The 20,000-nt window shown below is 37.0% G+C and carries 22 protein-coding genes; 19 read left to right on the forward strand and 3 right to left on the reverse strand.

The genetic code is table 11. The features are described from left to right. The 7 genes from AC6UC9_RS02345 (at position 1) to rpmF (ending at position 4,255) form a co-directional block, all read left to right on the forward strand. Positions 1–570, forward strand: coding sequence for a nicotinate-nucleotide adenylyltransferase (locus AC6UC9_RS02345; protein WP_500695712.1), 570 nt, complete (start codon positions 1–3; stop codon positions 568–570). Further along, a complete protein-coding gene (yqeK, locus tag AC6UC9_RS02350; RefSeq protein WP_500701032.1) occupies positions 563–1,165 on the forward strand; it encodes a bis(5'-nucleosyl)-tetraphosphatase (symmetrical) YqeK in 603 nt (200 codons plus the stop codon). The genes AC6UC9_RS02345 and yqeK overlap by 8 nt, the downstream gene beginning before the upstream one ends. An 8-nt stretch (positions 1,166–1,173) precedes the next feature. Further along, entirely contained in the window at positions 1,174–1,533 is a 360-nt protein-coding gene (rsfS, locus tag AC6UC9_RS02355) for a ribosome silencing factor (protein WP_500693669.1), read from the forward strand. A 1-nt stretch (position 1,534) separates the two neighbouring features. Then, positions 1,535–2,272: a class I SAM-dependent DNA methyltransferase gene (locus AC6UC9_RS02360; RefSeq protein WP_500701189.1), complete on the forward strand. Its 738-nt coding sequence runs from the start codon at positions 1,535–1,537 to the stop codon at positions 2,270–2,272. A 5-nt stretch (positions 2,273–2,277) separates the two neighbouring features. After that, the gene (locus tag AC6UC9_RS02365) at positions 2,278–3,396 is read left to right on the forward strand and encodes a nucleotidyltransferase (protein ID WP_500701033.1); all 1,119 of its coding nucleotides are present in this window, start codon (positions 2,278–2,280) and stop codon (positions 3,394–3,396) included. An 82-nt stretch (positions 3,397–3,478) separates the two neighbouring features. Then, positions 3,479–4,033, forward strand: coding sequence for a YceD family protein (locus AC6UC9_RS02370; RefSeq protein WP_500696743.1), 555 nt, complete (start codon positions 3,479–3,481; stop codon positions 4,031–4,033). A 42-nt stretch (positions 4,034–4,075) separates the two neighbouring features. Then, positions 4,076–4,255 (forward strand): 50S ribosomal protein L32, encoded by a 180-nt coding sequence (gene rpmF / locus AC6UC9_RS02375; protein ID WP_010021570.1) that lies wholly within the window; start codon positions 4,076–4,078, stop codon positions 4,253–4,255. A gap of 87 nt (positions 4,256–4,342) precedes the next feature. On the opposite strand, the gene yidC is transcribed toward rpmF, so the two are convergent. Together yidC and AC6UC9_RS02385 are read right to left on the reverse strand one after the other, a co-directional pair. Further along, positions 4,343–5,314: a membrane protein insertase YidC gene (gene yidC, locus AC6UC9_RS02380; RefSeq protein WP_500695709.1), complete on the reverse strand. Its 972-nt coding sequence runs from the start codon at positions 5,312–5,314 to the stop codon at positions 4,343–4,345. 70 nt (positions 5,315–5,384) lie between these two features. Then, positions 5,385–5,669, reverse strand: coding sequence for an acylphosphatase (locus tag AC6UC9_RS02385; RefSeq protein WP_500693673.1), 285 nt, complete (start codon positions 5,667–5,669; stop codon positions 5,385–5,387). Positions 5,670–5,755: 86 nt separating this feature from the next. On the opposite strand from AC6UC9_RS02385, the gene AC6UC9_RS02390 reads away from it, so the two are divergent. The 8 genes from AC6UC9_RS02390 (at position 5,756) to greA (ending at position 13,543) form a co-directional block, all read left to right on the forward strand. Further along, complete coding sequence (locus tag AC6UC9_RS02390) at positions 5,756–6,523, forward strand: TrmH family RNA methyltransferase (RefSeq protein ID WP_500701034.1); 768 nt, start codon at positions 5,756–5,758, stop codon at positions 6,521–6,523. An 87-nt stretch (positions 6,524–6,610) separates the two neighbouring features. After that, the gene (locus AC6UC9_RS02395) at positions 6,611–7,093 is read left to right on the forward strand and encodes an HDIG domain-containing metalloprotein (protein WP_500693675.1); all 483 of its coding nucleotides are present in this window, start codon (positions 6,611–6,613) and stop codon (positions 7,091–7,093) included. A gap of 17 nt (positions 7,094–7,110) precedes the next feature. Next, positions 7,111–7,449: a winged helix-turn-helix transcriptional regulator gene (locus AC6UC9_RS02400; RefSeq protein ID WP_500693676.1), complete on the forward strand. Its 339-nt coding sequence runs from the start codon at positions 7,111–7,113 to the stop codon at positions 7,447–7,449. Between the two features lie 262 nt (positions 7,450–7,711). After that, a complete protein-coding gene (gene pheS / locus AC6UC9_RS02405) occupies positions 7,712–8,749 on the forward strand; it encodes a phenylalanine--tRNA ligase subunit alpha (RefSeq protein WP_500701035.1) in 1,038 nt (345 codons plus the stop codon). A gap of 14 nt (positions 8,750–8,763) precedes the next feature. Then, complete coding sequence (gene pheT / locus AC6UC9_RS02410) at positions 8,764–11,175, forward strand: phenylalanine--tRNA ligase subunit beta (protein ID WP_500701036.1); 2,412 nt, start codon at positions 8,764–8,766, stop codon at positions 11,173–11,175. Positions 11,176–11,188: 13 nt separating this feature from the next. Further along, complete coding sequence (gene mltG / locus AC6UC9_RS02415; protein WP_500701037.1) at positions 11,189–12,316, forward strand: endolytic transglycosylase MltG; 1,128 nt, start codon at positions 11,189–11,191, stop codon at positions 12,314–12,316. Between the two features lie 12 nt (positions 12,317–12,328). Further along, positions 12,329–13,003, forward strand: a complete 675-nt coding sequence (gene udk, locus AC6UC9_RS02420) for a uridine kinase (RefSeq protein ID WP_500701190.1) — start codon at positions 12,329–12,331, stop codon at positions 13,001–13,003. Between the two features lie 63 nt (positions 13,004–13,066). After that, a complete protein-coding gene (gene greA / locus AC6UC9_RS02425; RefSeq protein WP_500693680.1) occupies positions 13,067–13,543 on the forward strand; it encodes a transcription elongation factor GreA in 477 nt (158 codons plus the stop codon). Positions 13,544–13,588: 45 nt separating this feature from the next. On the opposite strand, the gene AC6UC9_RS02430 is transcribed toward greA, so the two are convergent. Then, complete coding sequence (locus AC6UC9_RS02430; protein ID WP_500701038.1) at positions 13,589–16,228, reverse strand: YfhO family protein; 2,640 nt, start codon at positions 16,226–16,228, stop codon at positions 13,589–13,591. Between the two features lie 147 nt (positions 16,229–16,375). Between AC6UC9_RS02430 and AC6UC9_RS02435 the strand changes: the two genes are divergently transcribed. The 4 genes from AC6UC9_RS02435 (at position 16,376) to AC6UC9_RS02450 (ending at position 19,985) form a co-directional block, all read left to right on the forward strand. Further along, positions 16,376–18,439, forward strand: a complete 2,064-nt coding sequence (locus AC6UC9_RS02435; protein ID WP_500693682.1) for a peptidoglycan D,D-transpeptidase FtsI family protein — start codon at positions 16,376–16,378, stop codon at positions 18,437–18,439. A gap of 122 nt (positions 18,440–18,561) precedes the next feature. After that, positions 18,562–18,711, forward strand: coding sequence for a 50S ribosomal protein L33 (rpmG, locus tag AC6UC9_RS02440; protein WP_500693683.1), 150 nt, complete (start codon positions 18,562–18,564; stop codon positions 18,709–18,711). Between the two features lie 55 nt (positions 18,712–18,766). Continuing rightward, complete coding sequence (locus AC6UC9_RS02445) at positions 18,767–19,300, forward strand: 5-formyltetrahydrofolate cyclo-ligase (RefSeq protein ID WP_500701039.1); 534 nt, start codon at positions 18,767–18,769, stop codon at positions 19,298–19,300. A gap of 10 nt (positions 19,301–19,310) precedes the next feature. Then, positions 19,311–19,985 (forward strand): rhomboid family intramembrane serine protease, encoded by a 675-nt coding sequence (locus AC6UC9_RS02450; RefSeq protein WP_500701040.1) that lies wholly within the window; start codon positions 19,311–19,313, stop codon positions 19,983–19,985. The last annotated feature ends 15 nt before the right edge of the window (positions 19,986–20,000 follow it).

Here is a 20,000-nt window from a genome sequence, read left to right on the forward strand (position 1 = left end):
ATGCGCAAAAAGGTTGGAATTTTAGGTGGAACTTTTAACCCCATTCACTATGGTCATTTAATTATGGCTGAACAAGCTTTAACCCAATTAAACCTCGATTTAGTTCTATTTATGCCCGATTATTTGCCACCACATGTTGATCATAAGTCCGCAATTGATGCTTCTGATCGGGTTAACATGATTAATTTAGCCATTAGGGATAACGCTAATTTTAAAATTGAAATGATTGAAGTAAATCGCAAGGGGAAAAGTTATAGCTATGATACGATTAAGGAATTAACTAAAATTCATCCCGATGTTGATTATTACTTTATCATTGGTGGCGATATGGTCGAATATCTGCCAAAATGGTATCGAATTGATGATCTTATTAAAATGGTTAAATTTGTTGGCGTTAATCGTCCGGGTAATTCTGAGTCTTCTAAGTACCCAGTAAGTTTTGTTGACTCACCTGAGATAGCTATTTCATCGTCTTTAATTAGATCACATCTTGAAAAGGGTGAAAGTGTCAGATATTTGTTGCCAGATGCGGTGTTACGGTACATTAAGGAGCATGATTTATATGGATAAAGAGAAAATTAATTATCAAAAATATTCTAAGTATGATCGTGATCAAATTGTTGCCAAACTAAAAGCGACGTTAAAAGAGAAAAGGTTTCAACATTGCTTGCGAGTTGAAGAGACCGCCATTACCTTAGCACGAGAGTTTAATGTGGACGAAACTTTAGCTGGACTTAGTGGTCTGGTTCATGATTATGCCAAACAACGGCCGGATTCGGAATTTATTGACATTATTAAGTCCCATCATTTGAATCCAGAACTACTTAATTATGGAAATGCTATTTGGCATGGCTACGTGGGTTATCTGATTGTGGAATCAGAACTTGGGATTCATGATAGTCGAATTCTAAACGCGATTAAATATCATACGATCGCATCGCCTGACATGGACAAAGTTGCACAGATTACTTATATGGCTGACTACATTGAGCCGGCCCGTGATTTTGATGGGGTTGAAAAAGCTCGTAAGATTACCAATCAAAATTTATGGGATGGTGTTAAATATCAAACTAAAAGTACCATTTCATATTTGGCGAATAGTGGAAAAGCAATTTATCCCGGTGCGATTACAGCTTTTAATGTAATTGTTGCTGGTAAAAAGTAGGGGATTATATGGATAATAATAAGATTTTACAAAATATTGTTGAAACTGCTGATAGTAAACGCGCCCACGATATTGTGGTTTTAGACATTGAAGAATTGTCGTTGGTCGGTCGTTATTTTGTCATTATGGATGCTCCTAGTGTTCGTCAGGTGAAGGCAATCGCAAATGATATTATTGATCGATTGAGTGAGGAGCACGTTGAAGTTTTACGGGTCGAAGGGCTAAATACAGGATCTTGGGTATTAATTGACCTCGGTGATATTATTATTCACGTCTTTAAGAGTGAACAACGGTCCTTTTACAACTTAGAGAAGCTTTGGTCTGACGCTCCTGATCTTGATATAACTGATTGGGTCAGTGAAGACTGATATGATTTATTCTGAGTTTGCGTCATTTTATGATAAATTATTTGACAATCATCTATATCAAAAGTGGTATGAGTTTGTAGCTGATAATGTCCCTAAAGAAAAGCATATTTTAGATTTAGCCTGCGGGACTGGTCGCCTTTTGGTTACTTTAAAAAAAGCAGGTTATGTCGTATCTGGAGCTGATTTATCGGATGATATGCTGGCCATCGCGAATGATCATTTAAATGAAAGCCATGTGTTTGACGTGGCGTTAATTAATGCCAATATGTTAGATTTGGATGGTGTACCCAATTATGGTGTCATTACGTGTTTTGACGATTCGATTTGTTATTTAGAAAATATTGAGCAAGTTAAAACAATGTTTGCTCAGGTTAAAGGACATCTTGTTAAGAATGGCAAATTCTTATTTGATGTGATCACCCCTTATCAGACCGATGTTGTTTATCCAGGCTATATGTTTAACACCAACGATGGTGACCATGCTTTTATGTGGAATACCTTTGTTGGTGATTTTCCTCATTCAGTGGAACATGATCTATCTTTTTTTGATTACAATCGGAATATTAACGGTTTTGATGAGTATAATGAAACCCATAAAGAACGAACCTACCCCTTGGTAGAATACACTCAGGCACTGAATGAAGTCGGATTTAATAACGTTAAGGTGACGAGTAACTTTGGAAAAGATAAGGTTAAAGATGATACTACCCGTTGGTTCTTTGTATGTAGTGAGGAATAATCCAAATGAAAGCTGTTGGAATAATAACCGAATATGATCCTTTCCATAATGGTCATCTTTATCAATTACAGGAAGCTAAAAGACGAACTGAAGCGGATGTAACGGTAATATTTATGAGTGGTAATTGGACTCAGAGAGGTGAGCCAGCTATCTATGATAAATGGATCCGAACGCAGATGGCTTTAGATAACGGGGTTGATTTAGTAATTGAACTTCCAATATCGAATGCGGTTCAACCTGCCAGTATTTTTGCAGAGCGGTCGATGAAACTTGTAGAAGCTTTGGGCTGTTCATACTTATCGTTTGGTAGTGAGCACAGTGACTGGAATTTTACGAAGTTGGCATCTATTGACGTTCATCCGTCTGATAATTTTCATAATTATAATTTTTCCTATCCAAAATTATTTCAACGAACAATTAAAGAACAGAGTGGAATTGATTTAATTAAGCCAAATGATACACTTGCGTATTGGTATGCAAAGGCCAATCAGAAGTTGGGTTCCTCTTTAAAACTAGTTCCGGTTAAACGGTACAGTAGTGAGCATAATAGTGGAGAGTTGAGGGGAAAAATTGCGAGTGGCAAAGCTATTCGCGCTTCAATTAAATCACATGATCGTCGTTACCAAAAGTTTATTCCCAATTCTTCTGTCGTCTTAGACAACGAAAAACCAGTTTTCTGGTCAGATTTTTGGCCCTTTTTACGTTATGAATTGACTCAGAGTTCGATAGCTGATTTAAATCAAATTTATCAGATGACTGAGGGATTAGAGAATCGTCTAAAGCAAATGGCGGTCAAAGACACAACCTATCAGGCGTTTATTAAAGATGTTAAGACAAAACGGTATACCTACACTAGGATTCAAAGACTGCTGGTCTATACGTTATTTAAAATAAAGAAAACACAAATGATTAGTTATAATCCAGTTGTCCGAGTTTTGGGAATGAACGATACCGGGAAAAGTTATCTGAATCAAGTTAAAAAAGCAATCCCATATCCGATCGTTGATCGAATTGGAAAAGAAGAATTTAATAATACGTTGGAACTAGAATGCCGTTCTGGAATTCTTTATGGAATGATCAATGGTCGAATGCAAGATAAATTTACTTATCCCATTGTTATATAGAAGACCGTGCTATCAAGGATAGGACCTTGACAATGAATTTTATGGTATGTATAATTAGTCGTGTTGCATTGGAGGTTAAATTATGAAGTGGTCATTTGAAAAACTACTAGGATATAAGAAAGAGCCGTTTACAACCCATGAGACAGTGGATTTAAAAGACGATTTAATGAATCGATATCCGAAAAGTATTCTTGATGCCACTTCCTTTGATGTTGATGTATCTGCTACTCCTGACAAGGGAGATGTGATTATAGATGCTCACGTCAAGGGTAGTGTAACAGTTCCTTCTTCACGATCGTTAACCCCAGTTAAGTTACCCATGGATTTTAACATTAGTGAGATTTATGTGTTAACTGAAACTGCGCTAAATCGATATGATAATGAAGAAGTAGTGTTAGTTGTTGGTGATGACTTGATGATTGATTTTGATAAAGCAGTTGCTGATAACATAATTGTCAACATTCCGATGCAAGTTCTTTCACCAGAAGAGCAAAAAGGCAAAGCAATGCCTGAAGGAAATGACTGGGAAGTTATTTCTGAAGATGATTTTAATCGACAGGTGGAAGAAGATAAAAATGTTGATCCACGTCTTGCAAAATTAAAGGATTTCAAACCTTCAGACGATGACAAGACTTAAAAATTCACTAGTGGAAATCAAATTAAGAGGAGGTTGTGAATAATGGCTGTACCAAAGAGAAAAACTTCTAAAGCAAGAAGAAACATGCGTCGTTCGCATGACAGTTTATCAGTTCCTGGCATGAGCCCATGTCCTAACTGTGGCGAACTACGTAAGTCACATTTTGTATGTCCTAACTGTGGTTACTATGACGGTAAAGAAGTAGTTGCCAAAAAGGGTTAATTTAAAATAAAGAACTTCAAAAACACCATGGGTTTTTGAAGTTCTTTTTTTGTAATAAAAAACCGACAATTTAATTGTCGGTTTTATTTACTCGTTATGATTATGATGCTGTTGTTTTCCCGCATTACGTTTTCGGTTGTTTTCGTGTTCAATCTCAGTTTCGGATTCTCCAGATTTAGAAACTGTATTTTTGGAGCTGGTTGTTGAACTTGGTTCGGCCCCTGTCTCAATCTCTTCTTCTAATTCCTTTGGAATGACAACTTTGGGAGGATTCTTTTGGGCTTTTTCATTAATTTGTTTTCTAATTCGTGGACGGGACAAATTGATGATAAAGGTCTGAACGCAGGCAAATAATCCGCCAATAAAGAAGTAAATTCCTAATCCAGCTGGGGATGAAAGAGTAACAAATAGAATCATGATCGGACTAATTAACATCATAATCGCCATTTGCTTTTTCTGTTCTTTAGGGATCCCAACGGTTGAAAGGTATCCCTGAAGTGCATAAGCCAGAAACGACAAGACGGCTAATAAGATGCTGGATTGGCCTAGTTTAATGCCCATAAAGACGGTATGAGAAACTTCAGGTGAGTAACGAATAGCTGCATACAGAGCAGCAAACACTGGCAACTGGATCAATAATGGCAAGCATCCAATCCCACCTGTCATACTGATTCCGTTGTCTTTATAGAGTTGCATCATCTGCTGATTTAAGGCAACCTGCTGTTCTTTGGTCGTTGCTTTTTTTAGGAGTTGTTGAATCTTGGTCATTTGTGGTTTAACCAAATTCATTTTTTCCTGTTGAATAGTAGATTTTTTCATCTGACTAATCATCATTGGTAAAAGCAAGGTTCTAACAATTACGGTAATTGCAATTAAAGCCCATCCATAGCCACCAACGTATTGTGCTAGCCAATCCATAACGTGTTGCCCGGGAACGGCTAAATAATGATAAACGAATCCAAAGGGACGTCCCTTTGAATCGGTTCTTACACATCCAGTTAAAAAAATGCCAACCATGGCAATAAAACCGAATAAACCTAGTTTCTTAATTTTTTTCATTTAGTTAACTCCTAACTTTTAAGTAACATGTTACATACTAACCTAATAAGAATATTTCAGCAATTTCAAGTTAGATTTTAATTGAAAATGAATTTGGAACTTTTGGAAGTTTAATTGACTGTGTTTTAATGTTTTGGATCTTAGCAAAACTATTAGGTGCAGTTTTAATTGAATGAATAAAATCGTCTAACTCCGATTTAGTCCCATTTGCGATGATTAAAACGGTTCCGTTGGGCATGTTTTGGACACTTCCAGTAATCGAATATTGATCTGCGATTTTTTTAGTACTATATCGAAATCCAACGCCTTGGACAAGTCCTGAAACGATTATTTTGACTGACTGATTGTTTGACAAAATGATTCTCCTTAAAAGCGTTTACCGTAACTGTGATATTATAATAATAACAATATCAATTCTAATTCATTTTAAGGGGAATATAAATGGAAAGAATTAATTCTAAACAAAACCAAACCATTAAAGATATTAAAAAGTTACATACCAGTAAGGGAAGAAAAAAGAGTGGGGAGTATTTAATTGAAAGTTGGCATCTGGTATCCGAAGCAAGGAATTATCTTAAAGCAGATCAGTTGGTAACCATCTTAGCAACCGAAGATCAATATTTGGCTCATGGAGATGACCTTTCTGGTGAAAATATCATTGTTATATCAGATGAAGTTGCTACTGAATTAAGTGATACTTCGACAACTCAAGGAATTTTTGCCGTGTGTAAGATTGAAGAACCAAAGATTGATGTTGCTAAAGTTAGCGGAGCTTGGCTTCTGCTTGATAACGTTCAAGATCCCGGTAATATCGGAACGATGGTAAGGACAGCGGATGCCGCAGGTTTTTCTGGAGTGATCTTTGGTGACGGAACTTCTAGTGAATATAACGGGAAGGTTTTACGTGCCATGCAGGGAAGCCAGTTTCATCTTCCGATTATTAAAATGAATCTAGAACATGCCGTTGAGATGTTTAAGAAGCTAAAAATTAAGGTATATGGGACAGAGCTTAATTCCAGTGCCATTAACTATCGAGATGTCCCTTCTAAAAATGATTTCGCTTTAATTATGGGTAATGAGGGGAATGGAATGAGCCCTGGCTTACTAAAATTAACTGATGATAATTTGTATATTCCCATTGAGGGGAAGGCTGAATCTTTAAATGTGGCAATTGCGGCTGCTGTTATCATGTTTCGAATCAAAAATTAAATTGTTTCTTAAAGTGAGTCCTTATGATTGAATGGAACTTATCTAATTGGGTAGAATTAACCCAGAGACGGATTGGAGTAATGTAGTATGGAAACAGAATCGTGGAAAGATGACCCTGAATATGTTTCAATCATTTCTGATTTGTTAGAAAGTCCGCAAATTCAAAAATTAGGTGATTACACCCAACATCACCATTCGACTAGATTGAAGCATTCAATTGCAGTGTCTTATGAGAGTTATAAAATTGCTAAAAAGATGAATTTAGATTATCGAGCGGCTGCCCGTGGCGGATTATTGCATGATCTATTCTATTATGATTGGCGAACCACTAAGTTTGATTTAGGTTCACATGCATATATTCATCCACGTGTTGCCCTAAGAAACGCCAAAAAGATCACTGATATCACTCCGAAGGAACAAGATATTATTCTAAAACATATGTGGGGGTTAACCCTTGCAAGACCCAAGTACATGGAAAGTGTGATTGTTTCACTTGTTGATGATTATTCGGCAGTTGATGAATTTTTCTCACCGATGAAGAAAAAAGTTAAAGGATTATTAAAAAGATAAGTTAGGAGGATATGAGAATGGATTTAACTGATAAAGAAATCATTCATTTGTGTCCTAAATTTCAAGTGGCGTTTCAAATTCTAGGGAAAAAATGGAACGGTTTAATCATTGAATCATTTTTATTAGCCGGACCACTTCGATTTCGCGAATTAGCCAATAAAGTTGAGGAATGTAGTGATCGTGTATTGACCGAACGCTTAAAAGAGTTGGCTAAAGTGGGAATCGTAAAAAGACAAGCTGATAAGAACTCTGGAGTGGTTTATTATCAGTTAACTTCTAAGGGTGAAGAGCTTCGTCCGATTATGAAGGCGGTTCATGGATGGTCTGACAAGTGGTGTGATCCTGATCATGCTTGACCAGTGATAAAAATTGCTATAATATTTATTTAAATACAATGATAAAAGAAGTAGTAGACCGACGAACACAGAGAGTTCATGTTAGCTGAAATTGGACGTTACGGTTGAATTCGCTTTTTGATGTTAGCATTGAATATTAAAATGTTCGGTCGATGTCGTTATTCATCATTATAAGTGCGCACTTTGGTGTGAATTTGGGTGGTAACGCGATGCTTCGTCCCTTTTTTGGGATGGAGCTTTTTTTATGGAATTGGAGGTTAGTATGGCTTTAAAAGAAGATTTAGAACAAATTAAATCCAGTGGGTTGCAGGATATTGAGGCTACTAGTGATAGTAAAGCTTTAAATGATTTAAAGGTGAAACTTTTAGGAAAAAAGGGCTCAATTACAAAAGCCCTTCATGGAATATCATCACTTCCAGTCGAAGAAAGACCAAAGATTGGTAGCTTGGCGAATAAAGTTAGAGACGAACTTTCAAAAAAGATTGATTCCAAAAGATTGGAATTAGATCAAGCCGCTCTAAACCAAAAGTTAAAGGATGAAAAGATTGATGTCACCCTGCCAGGTGACGCGGTTCCAAAGGGGCATCCTCATGTTATCCAACAAATTATTGATGAAATTGATGATATTTTTATTGGAATGGGCTACCAGGTTCTTTCGGGTCCTGAAGTAGAAGAGGAAGTTTATAATTTTGAAATGATGAATCTGCCGAAGAACCATCCCGCAAGAGACATGCAGGATACTTTTTATATTACCAAGGATATTTTAATGAGAACTCATACCTCACCGATGCAGGCACGAGCACTTCAAAAACATGATTTTTCTAAAGGCCCCTTAAAGATGGTTTCCCCGGGCGTAGTTTATAGACGTGATACTGATGATCCAACTCATTCTCACCAATTTCATCAGGTAGAGGGAATTGTGATTGATAAGCACATTACGATGGCCGATTTAAAGGGAACTCTTGAGGTAATGACACACAAATTGTTTGGGGATAAATTTAAAGTCCGTCTCAGACCAAGTTACTTTCCGTTTACCGAGCCATCAGTTGAAGCAGACATTACCTGTTTTAATTGTAATGGAAAGGGTTGCGATGTATGTAAAAATACTGGTTGGATTGAGGTCCTTGGGGCAGGAATGGTTCATCCTAACGTTTTAAAAATGGCTGGAGTAGACAGTAGTGTATATGGTGGATTTGCCTTTGGGGTGGGTCCCGACCGATTTGCCATGCTGAAATACGGAGTAGACGATATTCGAGACTTTTATCTTAATGATCTACGTTTCTTGTCACAATTTGATTAAGGGAGGAAATAAATTTGCTGATATCTTATGAATGGTTGAAAGACTACGTTCAAATTAAGCTTTCTCCAAAAGAACTAGCTAACAAAATTGAAAAAACGTCAGTTGAAGTTGACTCCGTTTTTAAGCGGAGTGATGGACTAAAGAAAATCGTGGTTGGAAAAATCTTGTCCATTAAGGATCACCCCGATGCAGATCACCTTCACATTACGCAGGTCGATGTCGGCGAACAGGAACCGATTCAGATTGTTTGTGGTGCGCCAAACGTTCAGGTAGGCAAAAAGGTTATTGTTGCTTTATCTGGAGCGCGAATTGCCAATAACGTTAAAATTAAGAAGTCCAAGATGCGTGGAGTTGAATCAAACGGTATGCTCTGTGCCTTAGATGAGATCGGGTTTGATAAGTCATTGGTACCTGATGAATGGAAAGACGGAATCTATTTCTTACCAGATAATGCCCGAATTGGTGACGAGGTTTATAACTATTTGGGAATGAATGAATCGTTAATTGATTTGGACGTCACTCCTAATCGTGGAGACATGTTAAGTGTTCGTGGAACTGCTTATGATTTGGGGGCGGTATTTAATGAGTCGGTTGACTTCATCGAACATGCTAGTGCTCCAACTGGAACGCACGATAGCGAGAAATTTGTTTCAGCAAAGGCTGATACTAATTTAGCGCCAATTTATAAGCTTAAAGTTGTTAAGGGCGTAAACGTGAAGCCTAGTCCACTTTGGCTTCAAATTAAATTATGGAATTCGGGCATTAAACCAATCAATAATGTCGTTGATATTACTAATTTTGTTATGACTAAGGTTGGACAGCCAATGCATGCCTATGATCTTGACAAATTAAAAACTAATAAGGTTGAGGTTAGAAATGCTAAAGATGGTGAGTCAATTACGACTCTAGATGGCAATGACCGTAAATTAACCGACACGGATGTTGTTGTTGCGGCTGACCAGCCAATTGCTTTAGCAGGACTAATGGGTGGAAAAAATTCGGAAGTTACTTCTGACACTAAAAATATTTTATTGGAGGCAGGAGTTTTTGATCCAGTTAAAACCAGGAAGATGGCACAAAAACAGCTCTTACACACGGATGCCTCACAACGCTTTGAACGGGGAATTGACCATGGAAACGTTGAACAAGCACTTGAGTATGCTTCGGGAATGACCCAAGATTTAGCTCTTGGTCAATCTCAACAAGGGGTTGTTAGTGGGAGTGATGTTGAGGTTAAGCCACGAGTGATTTCAATTTCAACTTCTCACATTAATCACGTTCTTGGGACTAATCTTAGTGACGAGGAAATCATTTCAATCTTTAAACGTCTAGGTTTCTCAGTTGAGGCATCTGGAGACGATCTGACGGTCACGGTTCCTACTAGATGCTGGGACATTCAAATTGATGCTGACTTAATTGAAGAGGTTGCCAGAATCTATGGATATGACAATATTCCGTCAACATTACCAATCACTCAAACGACTGAAGGTGGACTAACACCAAAGCAATTAATGATTCGAAAATCTAGAGAAACACTTGAGGGACTTGGATTAACGCATGCTATGTCATATTCGTTAACTACAAAAGCCAAGGCAAAGATGTTTATGATAAATGGTAGTCATGAAACTAATTTGCAGTGGCCAATGACAGAGGATCATGCCGTTTTACGTATGAATTTAATTTCAGGATTATTGGATGATGTGGCATATAACCAGGCTCGAAACGTGCTTAATGTGCCACTTTATGAGCAAGGTCGTGTTTTTTATAAGCAAACTCCTGATCAGATAAGACCAGACGAAGTGGAACATATTGCTGGTGCCATTTCTGGATCGTTAGTTGCTCCAAGCTGGGACCAGAAAGCTAAGTCAGTTGATTTTTATCAAATTAAGGGAATTCTTAAAAAATACTTAGAAAGTCTTTCCTTAAAGGGTGACGTTACTTATGTTGCGACTGATAAAATTCTCGAAATGCATCCAGGTAGAACAGCGCTTGTTAAACTAGATGATCACATCATCGGTTTTTTGGGAGAAGTTCATCCAGAAGTCGCTAAACAATTTAAGATTAAAGAAACCTATGTTTTTGAACTTGACCTTGATTATTTAAATGCGGCTCCTAAGTCTGGACAACAATACCAAAAGGTTGGTCAGTACCCTGCTATTCATCGTGATATTGCTATGTTAGTGGATCGTACCATTACTAATGAGGACATATATAATGTAATTATTAGAAGAGGTGGGGCCTACTTACAAAATGCTACTGTGTTTGACGTATATCAGGGGCAAAATGTGCCTGAAGGCAAAAAATCAATTGCCTATTCATTGATTTTTGAAGATTCTAACGCCACTTTGAAAGACGAGACTGTTGATAAAGCGGTCGATAAAATACAAAAACGTTTGACCACTGAATTAAGCGCTGAGATTAGATAAGGGTGGATTCATAATGAGTGAGAGAAAAAGTCATTTGGGTGGTTTTATTTCCAAAATTAAAACTAGTTCATTTGGGAAGAAAATTATTTATTCCGTGATTGCAATTATTGTAATTTTAGTAATTGCAATTGCGTTATTTGGACATCACTATTTTAAAACTTCACTTCAACCATTGGATCCTCATGATAATGAAGTGACTCAAGTTGACATTCCAAGAGGTGCTTCCACCAAAAAAATTGGGGCAATCTTACAGAAGTCAGAGGTAGTTAAAAGTGGGATGGTATTTAATTACTATGTAAAATCACACAACATTACTAATTTTAAGTCAGGATATTATCAATTAAGGCCGTCGATGTCCCTAGATACAATTGCTAGGAGTTTACAAAAGGGGGGAAGTTTTGAACCCATTCAAAGTAATGATAGTAAAGTTACCGTTCCAGAAGGAGCTAACATCGACCAAATTGCGGATATTGTGGCTAAAAATACCGATTTTTCTAGGGCAGAATTTATTTCCCTGATGAAGAATCGTAATTTCTTTGATGAAATGACCAAGGATTATCCAGAATTACTGGGGTCCGCTAAAGATGCCAAGGGGACCCGCTATCTTTTTGAAGGATACCTTTATCCAGCGACATATCCCGTCCCTAAACATTCGTCGTTGAAGATGATGGTCAGTTTAATGCTCGCTAAAAGCAATCAAATGTATGGTCCATATTATCAAAGAATGAAAGAGCAAAAGCTGACGGTTCAGCAAACTTTAACGTTAGCATCTTTGATTGAACGTGAAGGTGTAGGTCAAAATGATCGTAATAAGATGGCTGGTGTGTTAAGAAATCGCATTGATAAAAAGATGCCACTTCAATCGGATGTGGCTGTTTTGTATGCACTTCATAAAAACTCAAAGACACTTTCAAAACGTGATTTAATGGTTAATTCCAAATATAATCTTTATGTTAATAAAGGGTTTGGTCCTGGACCATTTGATAACCCTTCGGTAAGCTCAGTCCAAGCTGTGCTATATCCAACTGATATGTCTAAAGGATATTTATATTTCTTGGCCGATCCGAAAACTAAAAAGATTTATTACGCTAAAACCTTAAAAGAACAGCAAAATAACATTAAAACTCATATGGATCGATAGTGGAGGATTAAAATAGTGAAAAGCAAAAAAAGACCCGTAGTTATTGGAGTTACCGGAGGCTCTAGTAGTGGTAAAACAACGGTAAGTAGGTCAATCTTGAATCGTTTGCTGGGACATTCAATTGCAATCTTGCAGCAAGATTCTTACTATAAGGATCAATCCAATATGACGATGGACGAAAGAAGACAGGTTAACTACGATCATCCGCTTGCTTTTGACACTGATTTAATGGTTAAGCAATTGAAGCAGCTGTTAAACTATGAATCAATTGAGAAACCGGTTTATGATTATTCCAAATTCACCCGGAGTGGTGAAACTGTCACTCAAGAACCACGTGATGTAATTATTGTTGAAGGGATTCTAATCCTTGATGATAAAAGGCTCCGGGACATAATGGATATTAAAGTTTATGTAGATACTGATGCTGATATTCGCGTCATTAGGCGGATTGAGCGGGATACCAAAGAACGTGGTCGAACGCTTGATTCGGTAATTCAACAATATTTAGCAACCGTTCGCCCCATGCATCTCCAATTTGTTGAACCCACGAAACGATATGCTGATATAATTATTCCTGAAGGTGGCAAAAATCAAGTAGCAATTGACTTACTAGTTACTAAAATTCAGTCAATTTTAAATGACGTTGGTGACGATCCGATTAGTAATGCAATTGATACGACAATATAATTAAGTTGCCAAACTTTAATTTAAATGGTATTTTAATTTTGAATAAAATAGTGAGGTGTAAGAATGGCTGAAGATGAAATGTACCCGATGACTGAAGAGGGGAAAGAAAAGCTCGAAACTGAATTAAAAGATTTAAAGGTCAATCAAAGACCAAAGATTGTTGATCGAATCAAAGTCGCTAGAAGTTACGGCGATTTATCTGAAAACTCTGAATACGAATCTGCCAAAAACGAACAAAGTATGTTAGAGAGCAGAATTGCTACGGTAGAGCACATGCTACAATATGCTCAAGTGGTTGATAAAGAAGAGACCGACGAAGACGAAGTGACCGTTGGAAAAGAAATTCAGTTTAAGGAACTACCTGATGAAGAGCCAGAGACATTTACAATTGTCGGAGCTGCTGAAGCTGACCCGATGAGTGGAAAAATCTCGAATGATTCTCCAATTGCACAGGCTTTGCTTGGCCATAAAGTAGGGGAAAACGTTGATATTGATATTCCTGCTGGCGTAATGCATGTCAAGATATTATCAGTTAAATAATAATTTTAATTTAAAATAGGGCAATCGTCTCAAGTGACGATTGCCCTATTTAGTATATCTTTTTTTAAACCAACTTCTTAAAATTAAGTTGAGAAGTGTCAAAGCACTAATGATTATTCCCATATTTAAGAATGGTGGCCAATATGAAAGCTGAATGTGCTTCATTCCTTTTCCAGTTTTAAGTGCAATGAAGTAATGATCCCATTTCGTGATTGAATGTTTCTTTCCGTTTATTTGGGCACTCCAGCCTTTCGAGTACGGGATACTTGAAGCAATTACTGAATTAGAACTGTTTGTCTTTATATCAGCCTTTACCGTTCGTGCGTTTGGGCTGGATATTTTTTTGGTTCCCGATTGAAGTTTTCGATCGGTTTGCTTAAATAAAGAATTATTTAGCTGGTATAAAGTAAAGTTTTCTAACCAAAGTGATGACTTTTTCAAGCTGATTTTTACTTTAATCTTTTTATTTTTTGCGTTATTGGCAATGTTAATGATCTTAATCGAATTAGATTCAGGACTAAGTGACAGTTGGTTACCATCAACTGATAAATCACAGTTACCGTTATTTAACGCTGTTCCCATCGTCAAATAATAAGAGTCGTTAGTTTTGGGCTTAAACGTGAGATCAAGCGAGGCCGGCTGTAAGACGTTGACTTTGTTGAAGATGGTGCCAGTAAGTTGATTGTGTTTGGTAACGTTATTGTATTTAACGTGATCGAAGTTACTGCTCGAAAAGAGGTGACTTTGGACATGGTTGTCCCCAGTTAGACTTGACCATAACTGTGCTTGGTATTGGATGGGATCTGGACTAGCAGCATTTTTGTGGATTGATTGGCTACTGGCTCTAAACATCATTGGTAACGCATACTGGTTTTCGTATATTGAGAATCCCTCAGATGATCCCATGTTTTTGTATGAGTTTTGGTCATATCGTTCTGGGAACTCTCTAATACCGGGAACGTCAACTGAAGCTGTGTAGGAACGAGCCAAATGGTATTTCATTGAAAGCATTGCATCTGAAACCATGGTCCCACTGGAATATTCAATTACATCATCGCCATTTGGCTGGCCAATCTTTCCAATTAGATCAGACATTTTAGGATTCATGACGGATGAAAATAGGGAGGCACCATAAAAATTAAAGTTAAAGGGGTCGTTTTTAGTTCGGGAAAAGTCCTTGCTGATTCGATATGGGCCATCTAAGGAATGACGTTTCAGGTAAGTTGTGACATGATCTAATTTATTTACGTAACCACGGTATTCTGAGTTACTTAAGTATGAGATGTTGTTTAAAGAGAGAATAAGATTAATGGTAATGCCAAAGACAATTAGTGAAAAAATACCAGCATTAAACCATTTCTCTTTTCTAAAGTTGGTTAATAAAACGATGATGGCGGCTAAAATCATAAGTCCCTCAATCACAATTGTGAACCATTTGAGGTAGTTATATTGAGGCATTCTAATGGTGGTGTAAGCGACCATTAGTGCAAGCAATAAAATTATGAGCCACGTTCCAATTTGCTTAAAACTAATTGCCTGAATGTGAGATAAGCTAACTAGCGCGACCATGATGAACCAAAAACATATTACAAACGAAAAACGGTAGGGGTACCAGATTGGAAACTGAAATGCATGCCAAAATAAGTCGAGTGGCTGAAAACACGTTGAAAACAGTAAAAAGATGGTCATTACCAAAGTTAAAACTCGAGTTCTTTTGGAAAAGGTTTTATTAACAAAAAAGAACAAAAATAGTACCAAAATCGTTTCTGAAATAAAAAGGTTTGGTAAGCCCTTAGGCATTTGGTCAAAATTAAAAGCACCAGGAGCAAATTTAGTTACTAAGTCAAGCATTGGATATTCAAATTTAAAGTTCAATTTATCAGAAAATCCCTGGCCCTTGGAGTTAATCAGTGAATAAATGGTTGGCAGAAGAATGAAAGCAGCTAATCCCACCGAAATTAATCCATTTGCGACTAGTCGCAAAAATTCAACAAACATATCTTTGATATTTGAAACATGGACGGCTAAATAGTAGATAGTTAGTGCTACGATAAAAATCGTAATCATGTATGCCATATAATAGTTAATGATCAACATAGCGGTATATGATGTAATGAAAAGTAGTTTTTGGTTGTTTTTTAAGAGTTTAACTAAACCAAGCACAATTAAAGGAAGTAAAATCATGGCATCGAGCCAAATGATATTTAGGTTATTTGCAATCATCCAACCATTTAATGCATATGCAGTTGCAAATGATGACAGTATGAGTGAAGAATTAGTAAGATGAAGTTTGCGAACTAGAATGGTAAAGGTCAAACCAGATAAGCCAATCTTTAAAAGTAATAGGATGAGAATCCCTGATGGGAGGGATGCATTATTAAAAAAGAGTAAGATAAGGTTTAATGGACTCATTAGATAGTAAGCCCAAGTCCCGATCATTTCATTCCCTAGTCCGTTAGAAAACGAATAAAGAATTGATGAAGGATGGTGCAAGATGGCTCTTCTAAAATATGCAAAAAAATCAATGTACTGTTGTCCTAAATCAACCGTTAGAATCGTATTATTTCCGAAGGGTGCCATATTGCGATATGCTGCGTATAATGCCATAATAACTAGTGGTATTAAAAAGCTTAGGATCAATGCGAAGTTTTTAGATAGGCTCTTTTTTATTTTTTGGTTAAGCATTTAATTACCTCATTAATTTATAAAGTAATGAATTATAATAAGATTAGGTTTGTCGTTTTTCTAATAAATAGAGTATCATATATAAATTAAGAAAAGCGCCATAAGTGATGAATTCGAGTTATTAATTAGTTAAGGAGCGTTAGCATCGTGAGAAACTTTTTTGATCGGTTATTTAGAAGAAGGAGTCGGGATTCGAGCCGGCGAAACGGTAATTCCAAAATTCCATTTCGACTGAATTTTATCTTCGCAATTGTTGGAATATTGTTTGCAGTTTTAGTATTTCGACTAGCATACATGCAGATTTTTCAAGGATCAGTTTATAAATCTGATGTTAATCAGAGCGATAATTCAGTTAAGTATGGTAATGTTCCGCGAGGGATGATCTATGACTCAACCGGGAAAGTTTTAGTTGGTAACAAAACTCATCGGGCCATCACCTATACTAAAGGATTAAGCGTAATGCCTCAGGAGATTTATAATGATGCCAATAAACTTGGGAGTTACATCACCCTCCCAACTAAAGGGCTTACTAAAAAGCAAATTGGTGAATATTACTTGGCCGATAAGACTAACCTTACAAACGCTACTAAGGAAGTTCCTAATGGAACAAAGTTAGCGCCACAAGCAGCCTACAATAAAGCTTTAGATATGATCCAGAATGGGAAAATTGTAAAGGTTACTCCTCGAATGAAGAACGCAGCTGCTATTTTTACGGAAATGAGTGGGGCTTATCAATTATCAACTACCAACATTAAAACGGATGGTGTAAGTAACAAAGAAATTGCTGAAGTTGGTGAACATGCTTCTGAAATGCCTGGAGTTCAGGTTGGAACAAGTTGGTCTCGTGATTATCCATCTGGAAACGAGATTCAAAGTATTGTTGGAAATGTTTCATCTAGTAAAACTGGGTTACCTTCTGATCGGGTTAATGAACTTTTAGCTGAAGGGTATTCAAGAAATGATTCAGTTGGACAAAGTAATTTGGAACAACAATATGAACCAATTTTACGTGGCTCTAAGTCTCAGACCGAGGTTAAAGTTGGAGGGGATAACAAGATTGTTAAGGAAGTTAAGAAGTATCCAGGCCAACGGGGCCAGAATCTTCAGTTGTCCATTAACTCTAAGTTTCAAAATAAACTCCAAGATTTAGTTAAAGGTGCAGAGTCTGGGGGCGTTGGTGATTCAACGGGGGCTTATGCCGTTGTTATGAACCCAAAGACCGGTGCGGTAATTGGAATGGCTGGTGTTAACCGTGATCCTAAGACTGGTAAAGTTACACCAAACGAATTAGGAACCATCAACAGTGCCATTGTAATGGGATCGGTTGTTAAGGGTGCAATGGTTTCAGGTGCCCTAATGGATAAGGTTATTACACCGAATAACAGTACAATGGAAGATATGCCAATTGATATTGGTGGAGCTAAGAAGAGTTCTTGGTTTAACAAAAATGGTGAGGCCAACATGCCGGTTAACGCCCAGGGTGCTCTAGAGGTTTCCTCTAACTCTTACATGATGCAACTTGCTATGAAAGAAGGGGGCTTCAGGTATAAAGCAGGAGGATCACTTAACATGAGTCCCAACATTTTTAACATCGAACGAAACTACTTCAATCAATTTGGTTTAGGTGTTAAGACTGGGATTGATCTACCGGGTGAAACTGCCGGCATTCAAGGACCATCAACGTTTGCTAATATTGGGAAATCTTTGGATGAATCATTTGGTAACTATGATTCGTACACTACGATTCAATTAGCCCAATACATGTCCACCATTGCTAATGGCGGATATCGTTTGAAGCCACATGTGGTTCAAAATGTAAGATCAACCAATACCAAGAACGGACAACTTGGAGCTGTTCAAAATACGACGATGCCAACGGTGTTAAATGAAATTCCAATGACACAACAAGAACGAAACGTTGTTACCCAGGGATTGTATCAAGTAGTTCATGGTACCAATAAATATAAAACCGGTGGAGATTTGTCAAGCCTATCTCCCGAAGTATCTGCTAAGACGGGTACTGCCCAAACATTTTACAATGGTAAACCAACTGTTACTCTGAGTTTGGCCTCCTATGCACCATCAAAGGATCCACAGGTAGTGGTCGCGTTAGCCATTCCTAATCTTCCGGTTGACGCTGAAAGTAATAACTTGAATCTTGCTAAACAAATTTATCAAGCATACTGGGATGATGTTCAGAATAAGCCATAAAATACTGTTAAGTAAAATTACTTAACGTTCTTTAAATGAGACTGGATATATAGTGCTAAAGATGTTAATATTATGATTGTTGAATTAGTTATAAAAAACGAATATGTTTGGAGGTATTTGACATGCGTGTTCATATCACTTTGGAATGTACTGAATGCCACGAACGCAATTACTTATCAACTAAGAGTCGTAGAAATAATCCCGATCGCTTAGAATTAGAAAAGTATTGCCCACGTGATAGAAAAGTTACTTTACATCGCGAAACAAAATAAGATTTTGGGTTTTTACCCAAAATCTTTTTTATTATAAAATTAATGGGTGATGTAAATGAATAAAAATAAAGTTAGAAAATTGGTTTTAAAAAGAATGAAAAATGCTAAGCCATCGGATCAATTCTTTTATGGGTTGTATGAAGCGCTCTTTGACCTTCAAGAATGGCAGAACGCCAAGGTGGTTGCCACAACCATGAATACCTCCATTGAGATTCCCACAGCTCCCATCATTTTTGCGGCTTTAAATGATGGGAAAAAGGTGGTGGTTCCTCATACACTTCCTAAGCATCAGATGGAGTTTGTTGAGCTTAGCCACACTTTAAAGTTTCAAAAGACTAAGTTTGGGATCTGGGAGCCCGTTAATGGAAAGACGATCATCAGTAATTTGATTGATTTGATGGTGGTTCCAGGAGTTGCTTTTAATCCTGATAGTAATCAGAGAATTGGTTATGGTGCGGGATTTTATGATCGTTATTTATCTCGATTTGACGGCTATAAGGTTTCACTGGCCCAAAAAGCACAAATCGTTTCTGAGCTAAATTGGAAGCCAGATCCATTTGACGTTAGATTGGATCGGATTATTTTTTAGAGGATTTAAGATGATCAAACAAAAACTTAAAAGAGTCAATAATTATCCCTGGGTAACGTACTTATTACTGTTCATCATGGTAGTTGTATATTTAATGATGACTTTAAGTGGTGGCTCAGAGAACACCGTTAATCTACTAAAGTTTGGTGCACAATATACCCCCTTAGTAAAAGATGGTCAGTGGTGGCGTCTAATTACTCCCATTTTTGTTCATATTGGTTTTCAACATATTTTAATTAATGGAATCACCTTATATTATTTGGGAAAATTAATTGAACCAATCGTTGGTCATTTAAGATATTTTGTCATTTTTATGGTTGCAGGATTTTGTGGAAATTTAATGAGCTTCGCGTTTGGAAGTGGAATTTCAGCAGGATCCAGTACCGCTATTTTTGGATTATTCGGTGCCTTTTTGATGATTGCTTTTCAGTATCGTGGTGATTCATTTGTCAGAAGTACTGCAAAGACGTTTATTCTTTTTGTAGTAATTAACCTTGTATTTGATATCTTTACGCCTGGTATTGATATTTTTGGTCATATTGGCGGATTCATTGGTGGTTACCTGATTAGTTTTGTTGTAGGATTAAAGCACAATATCAATTTAAATAAAATTATGAGATTATTTTATGCAACCGCTTTAATTATTGGTATAATAATAATGTACTATTTAGGTTCTGTTCGTTGACACGTTGTACATAGT

The organism is Fructilactobacillus sp. X7R4C1, assembly GCF_059901115.1.

Excerpts from the sequence above, each read along its gene's own strand:
- AC6UC9_RS02345 (WP_500695712.1), top strand. The coding sequence starts at position 1 with ATGCGCAAAAAGGTTGGAATTTTAGGTGGAACTTTTAACCCCATTCAC.
- yqeK (WP_500701032.1), top strand. The coding sequence starts at position 563 with ATGGATAAAGAGAAAATTAATTATCAAAAATATTCTAAGTATGATCGT.
- rsfS (WP_500693669.1), top strand. The coding sequence starts at position 1,174 with ATGGATAATAATAAGATTTTACAAAATATTGTTGAAACTGCTGATAGT.
- AC6UC9_RS02360 (WP_500701189.1), top strand. The coding sequence starts at position 1,535 with ATGATTTATTCTGAGTTTGCGTCATTTTATGATAAATTATTTGACAAT.
- AC6UC9_RS02365 (WP_500701033.1), top strand. The coding sequence starts at position 2,278 with ATGAAAGCTGTTGGAATAATAACCGAATATGATCCTTTCCATAATGGT.
- AC6UC9_RS02370 (WP_500696743.1), top strand. The coding sequence starts at position 3,479 with ATGAAGTGGTCATTTGAAAAACTACTAGGATATAAGAAAGAGCCGTTT.
- rpmF (WP_010021570.1), top strand. The coding sequence starts at position 4,076 with ATGGCTGTACCAAAGAGAAAAACTTCTAAAGCAAGAAGAAACATGCGT.
- yidC (WP_500695709.1), bottom strand. The coding sequence starts at position 5,314 with ATGAAAAAAATTAAGAAACTAGGTTTATTCGGTTTTATTGCCATGGTT.
- AC6UC9_RS02390 (WP_500701034.1), top strand. The coding sequence starts at position 5,756 with ATGGAAAGAATTAATTCTAAACAAAACCAAACCATTAAAGATATTAAA.
- AC6UC9_RS02395 (WP_500693675.1), top strand. The coding sequence starts at position 6,611 with ATGGAAACAGAATCGTGGAAAGATGACCCTGAATATGTTTCAATCATT.
- AC6UC9_RS02400 (WP_500693676.1), top strand. The coding sequence starts at position 7,111 with ATGGATTTAACTGATAAAGAAATCATTCATTTGTGTCCTAAATTTCAA.
- pheS (WP_500701035.1), top strand. The coding sequence starts at position 7,712 with ATGGCTTTAAAAGAAGATTTAGAACAAATTAAATCCAGTGGGTTGCAG.
- mltG (WP_500701037.1), top strand. The coding sequence starts at position 11,189 with ATGAGTGAGAGAAAAAGTCATTTGGGTGGTTTTATTTCCAAAATTAAA.
- greA (WP_500693680.1), top strand. The coding sequence starts at position 13,067 with ATGGCTGAAGATGAAATGTACCCGATGACTGAAGAGGGGAAAGAAAAG.
- AC6UC9_RS02430 (WP_500701038.1), bottom strand. The coding sequence starts at position 16,228 with ATGCTTAACCAAAAAATAAAAAAGAGCCTATCTAAAAACTTCGCATTG.
- rpmG (WP_500693683.1), top strand. The coding sequence starts at position 18,562 with ATGCGTGTTCATATCACTTTGGAATGTACTGAATGCCACGAACGCAAT.
- AC6UC9_RS02445 (WP_500701039.1), top strand. The coding sequence starts at position 18,767 with ATGAATAAAAATAAAGTTAGAAAATTGGTTTTAAAAAGAATGAAAAAT.
- AC6UC9_RS02450 (WP_500701040.1), top strand. The coding sequence starts at position 19,311 with ATGATCAAACAAAAACTTAAAAGAGTCAATAATTATCCCTGGGTAACG.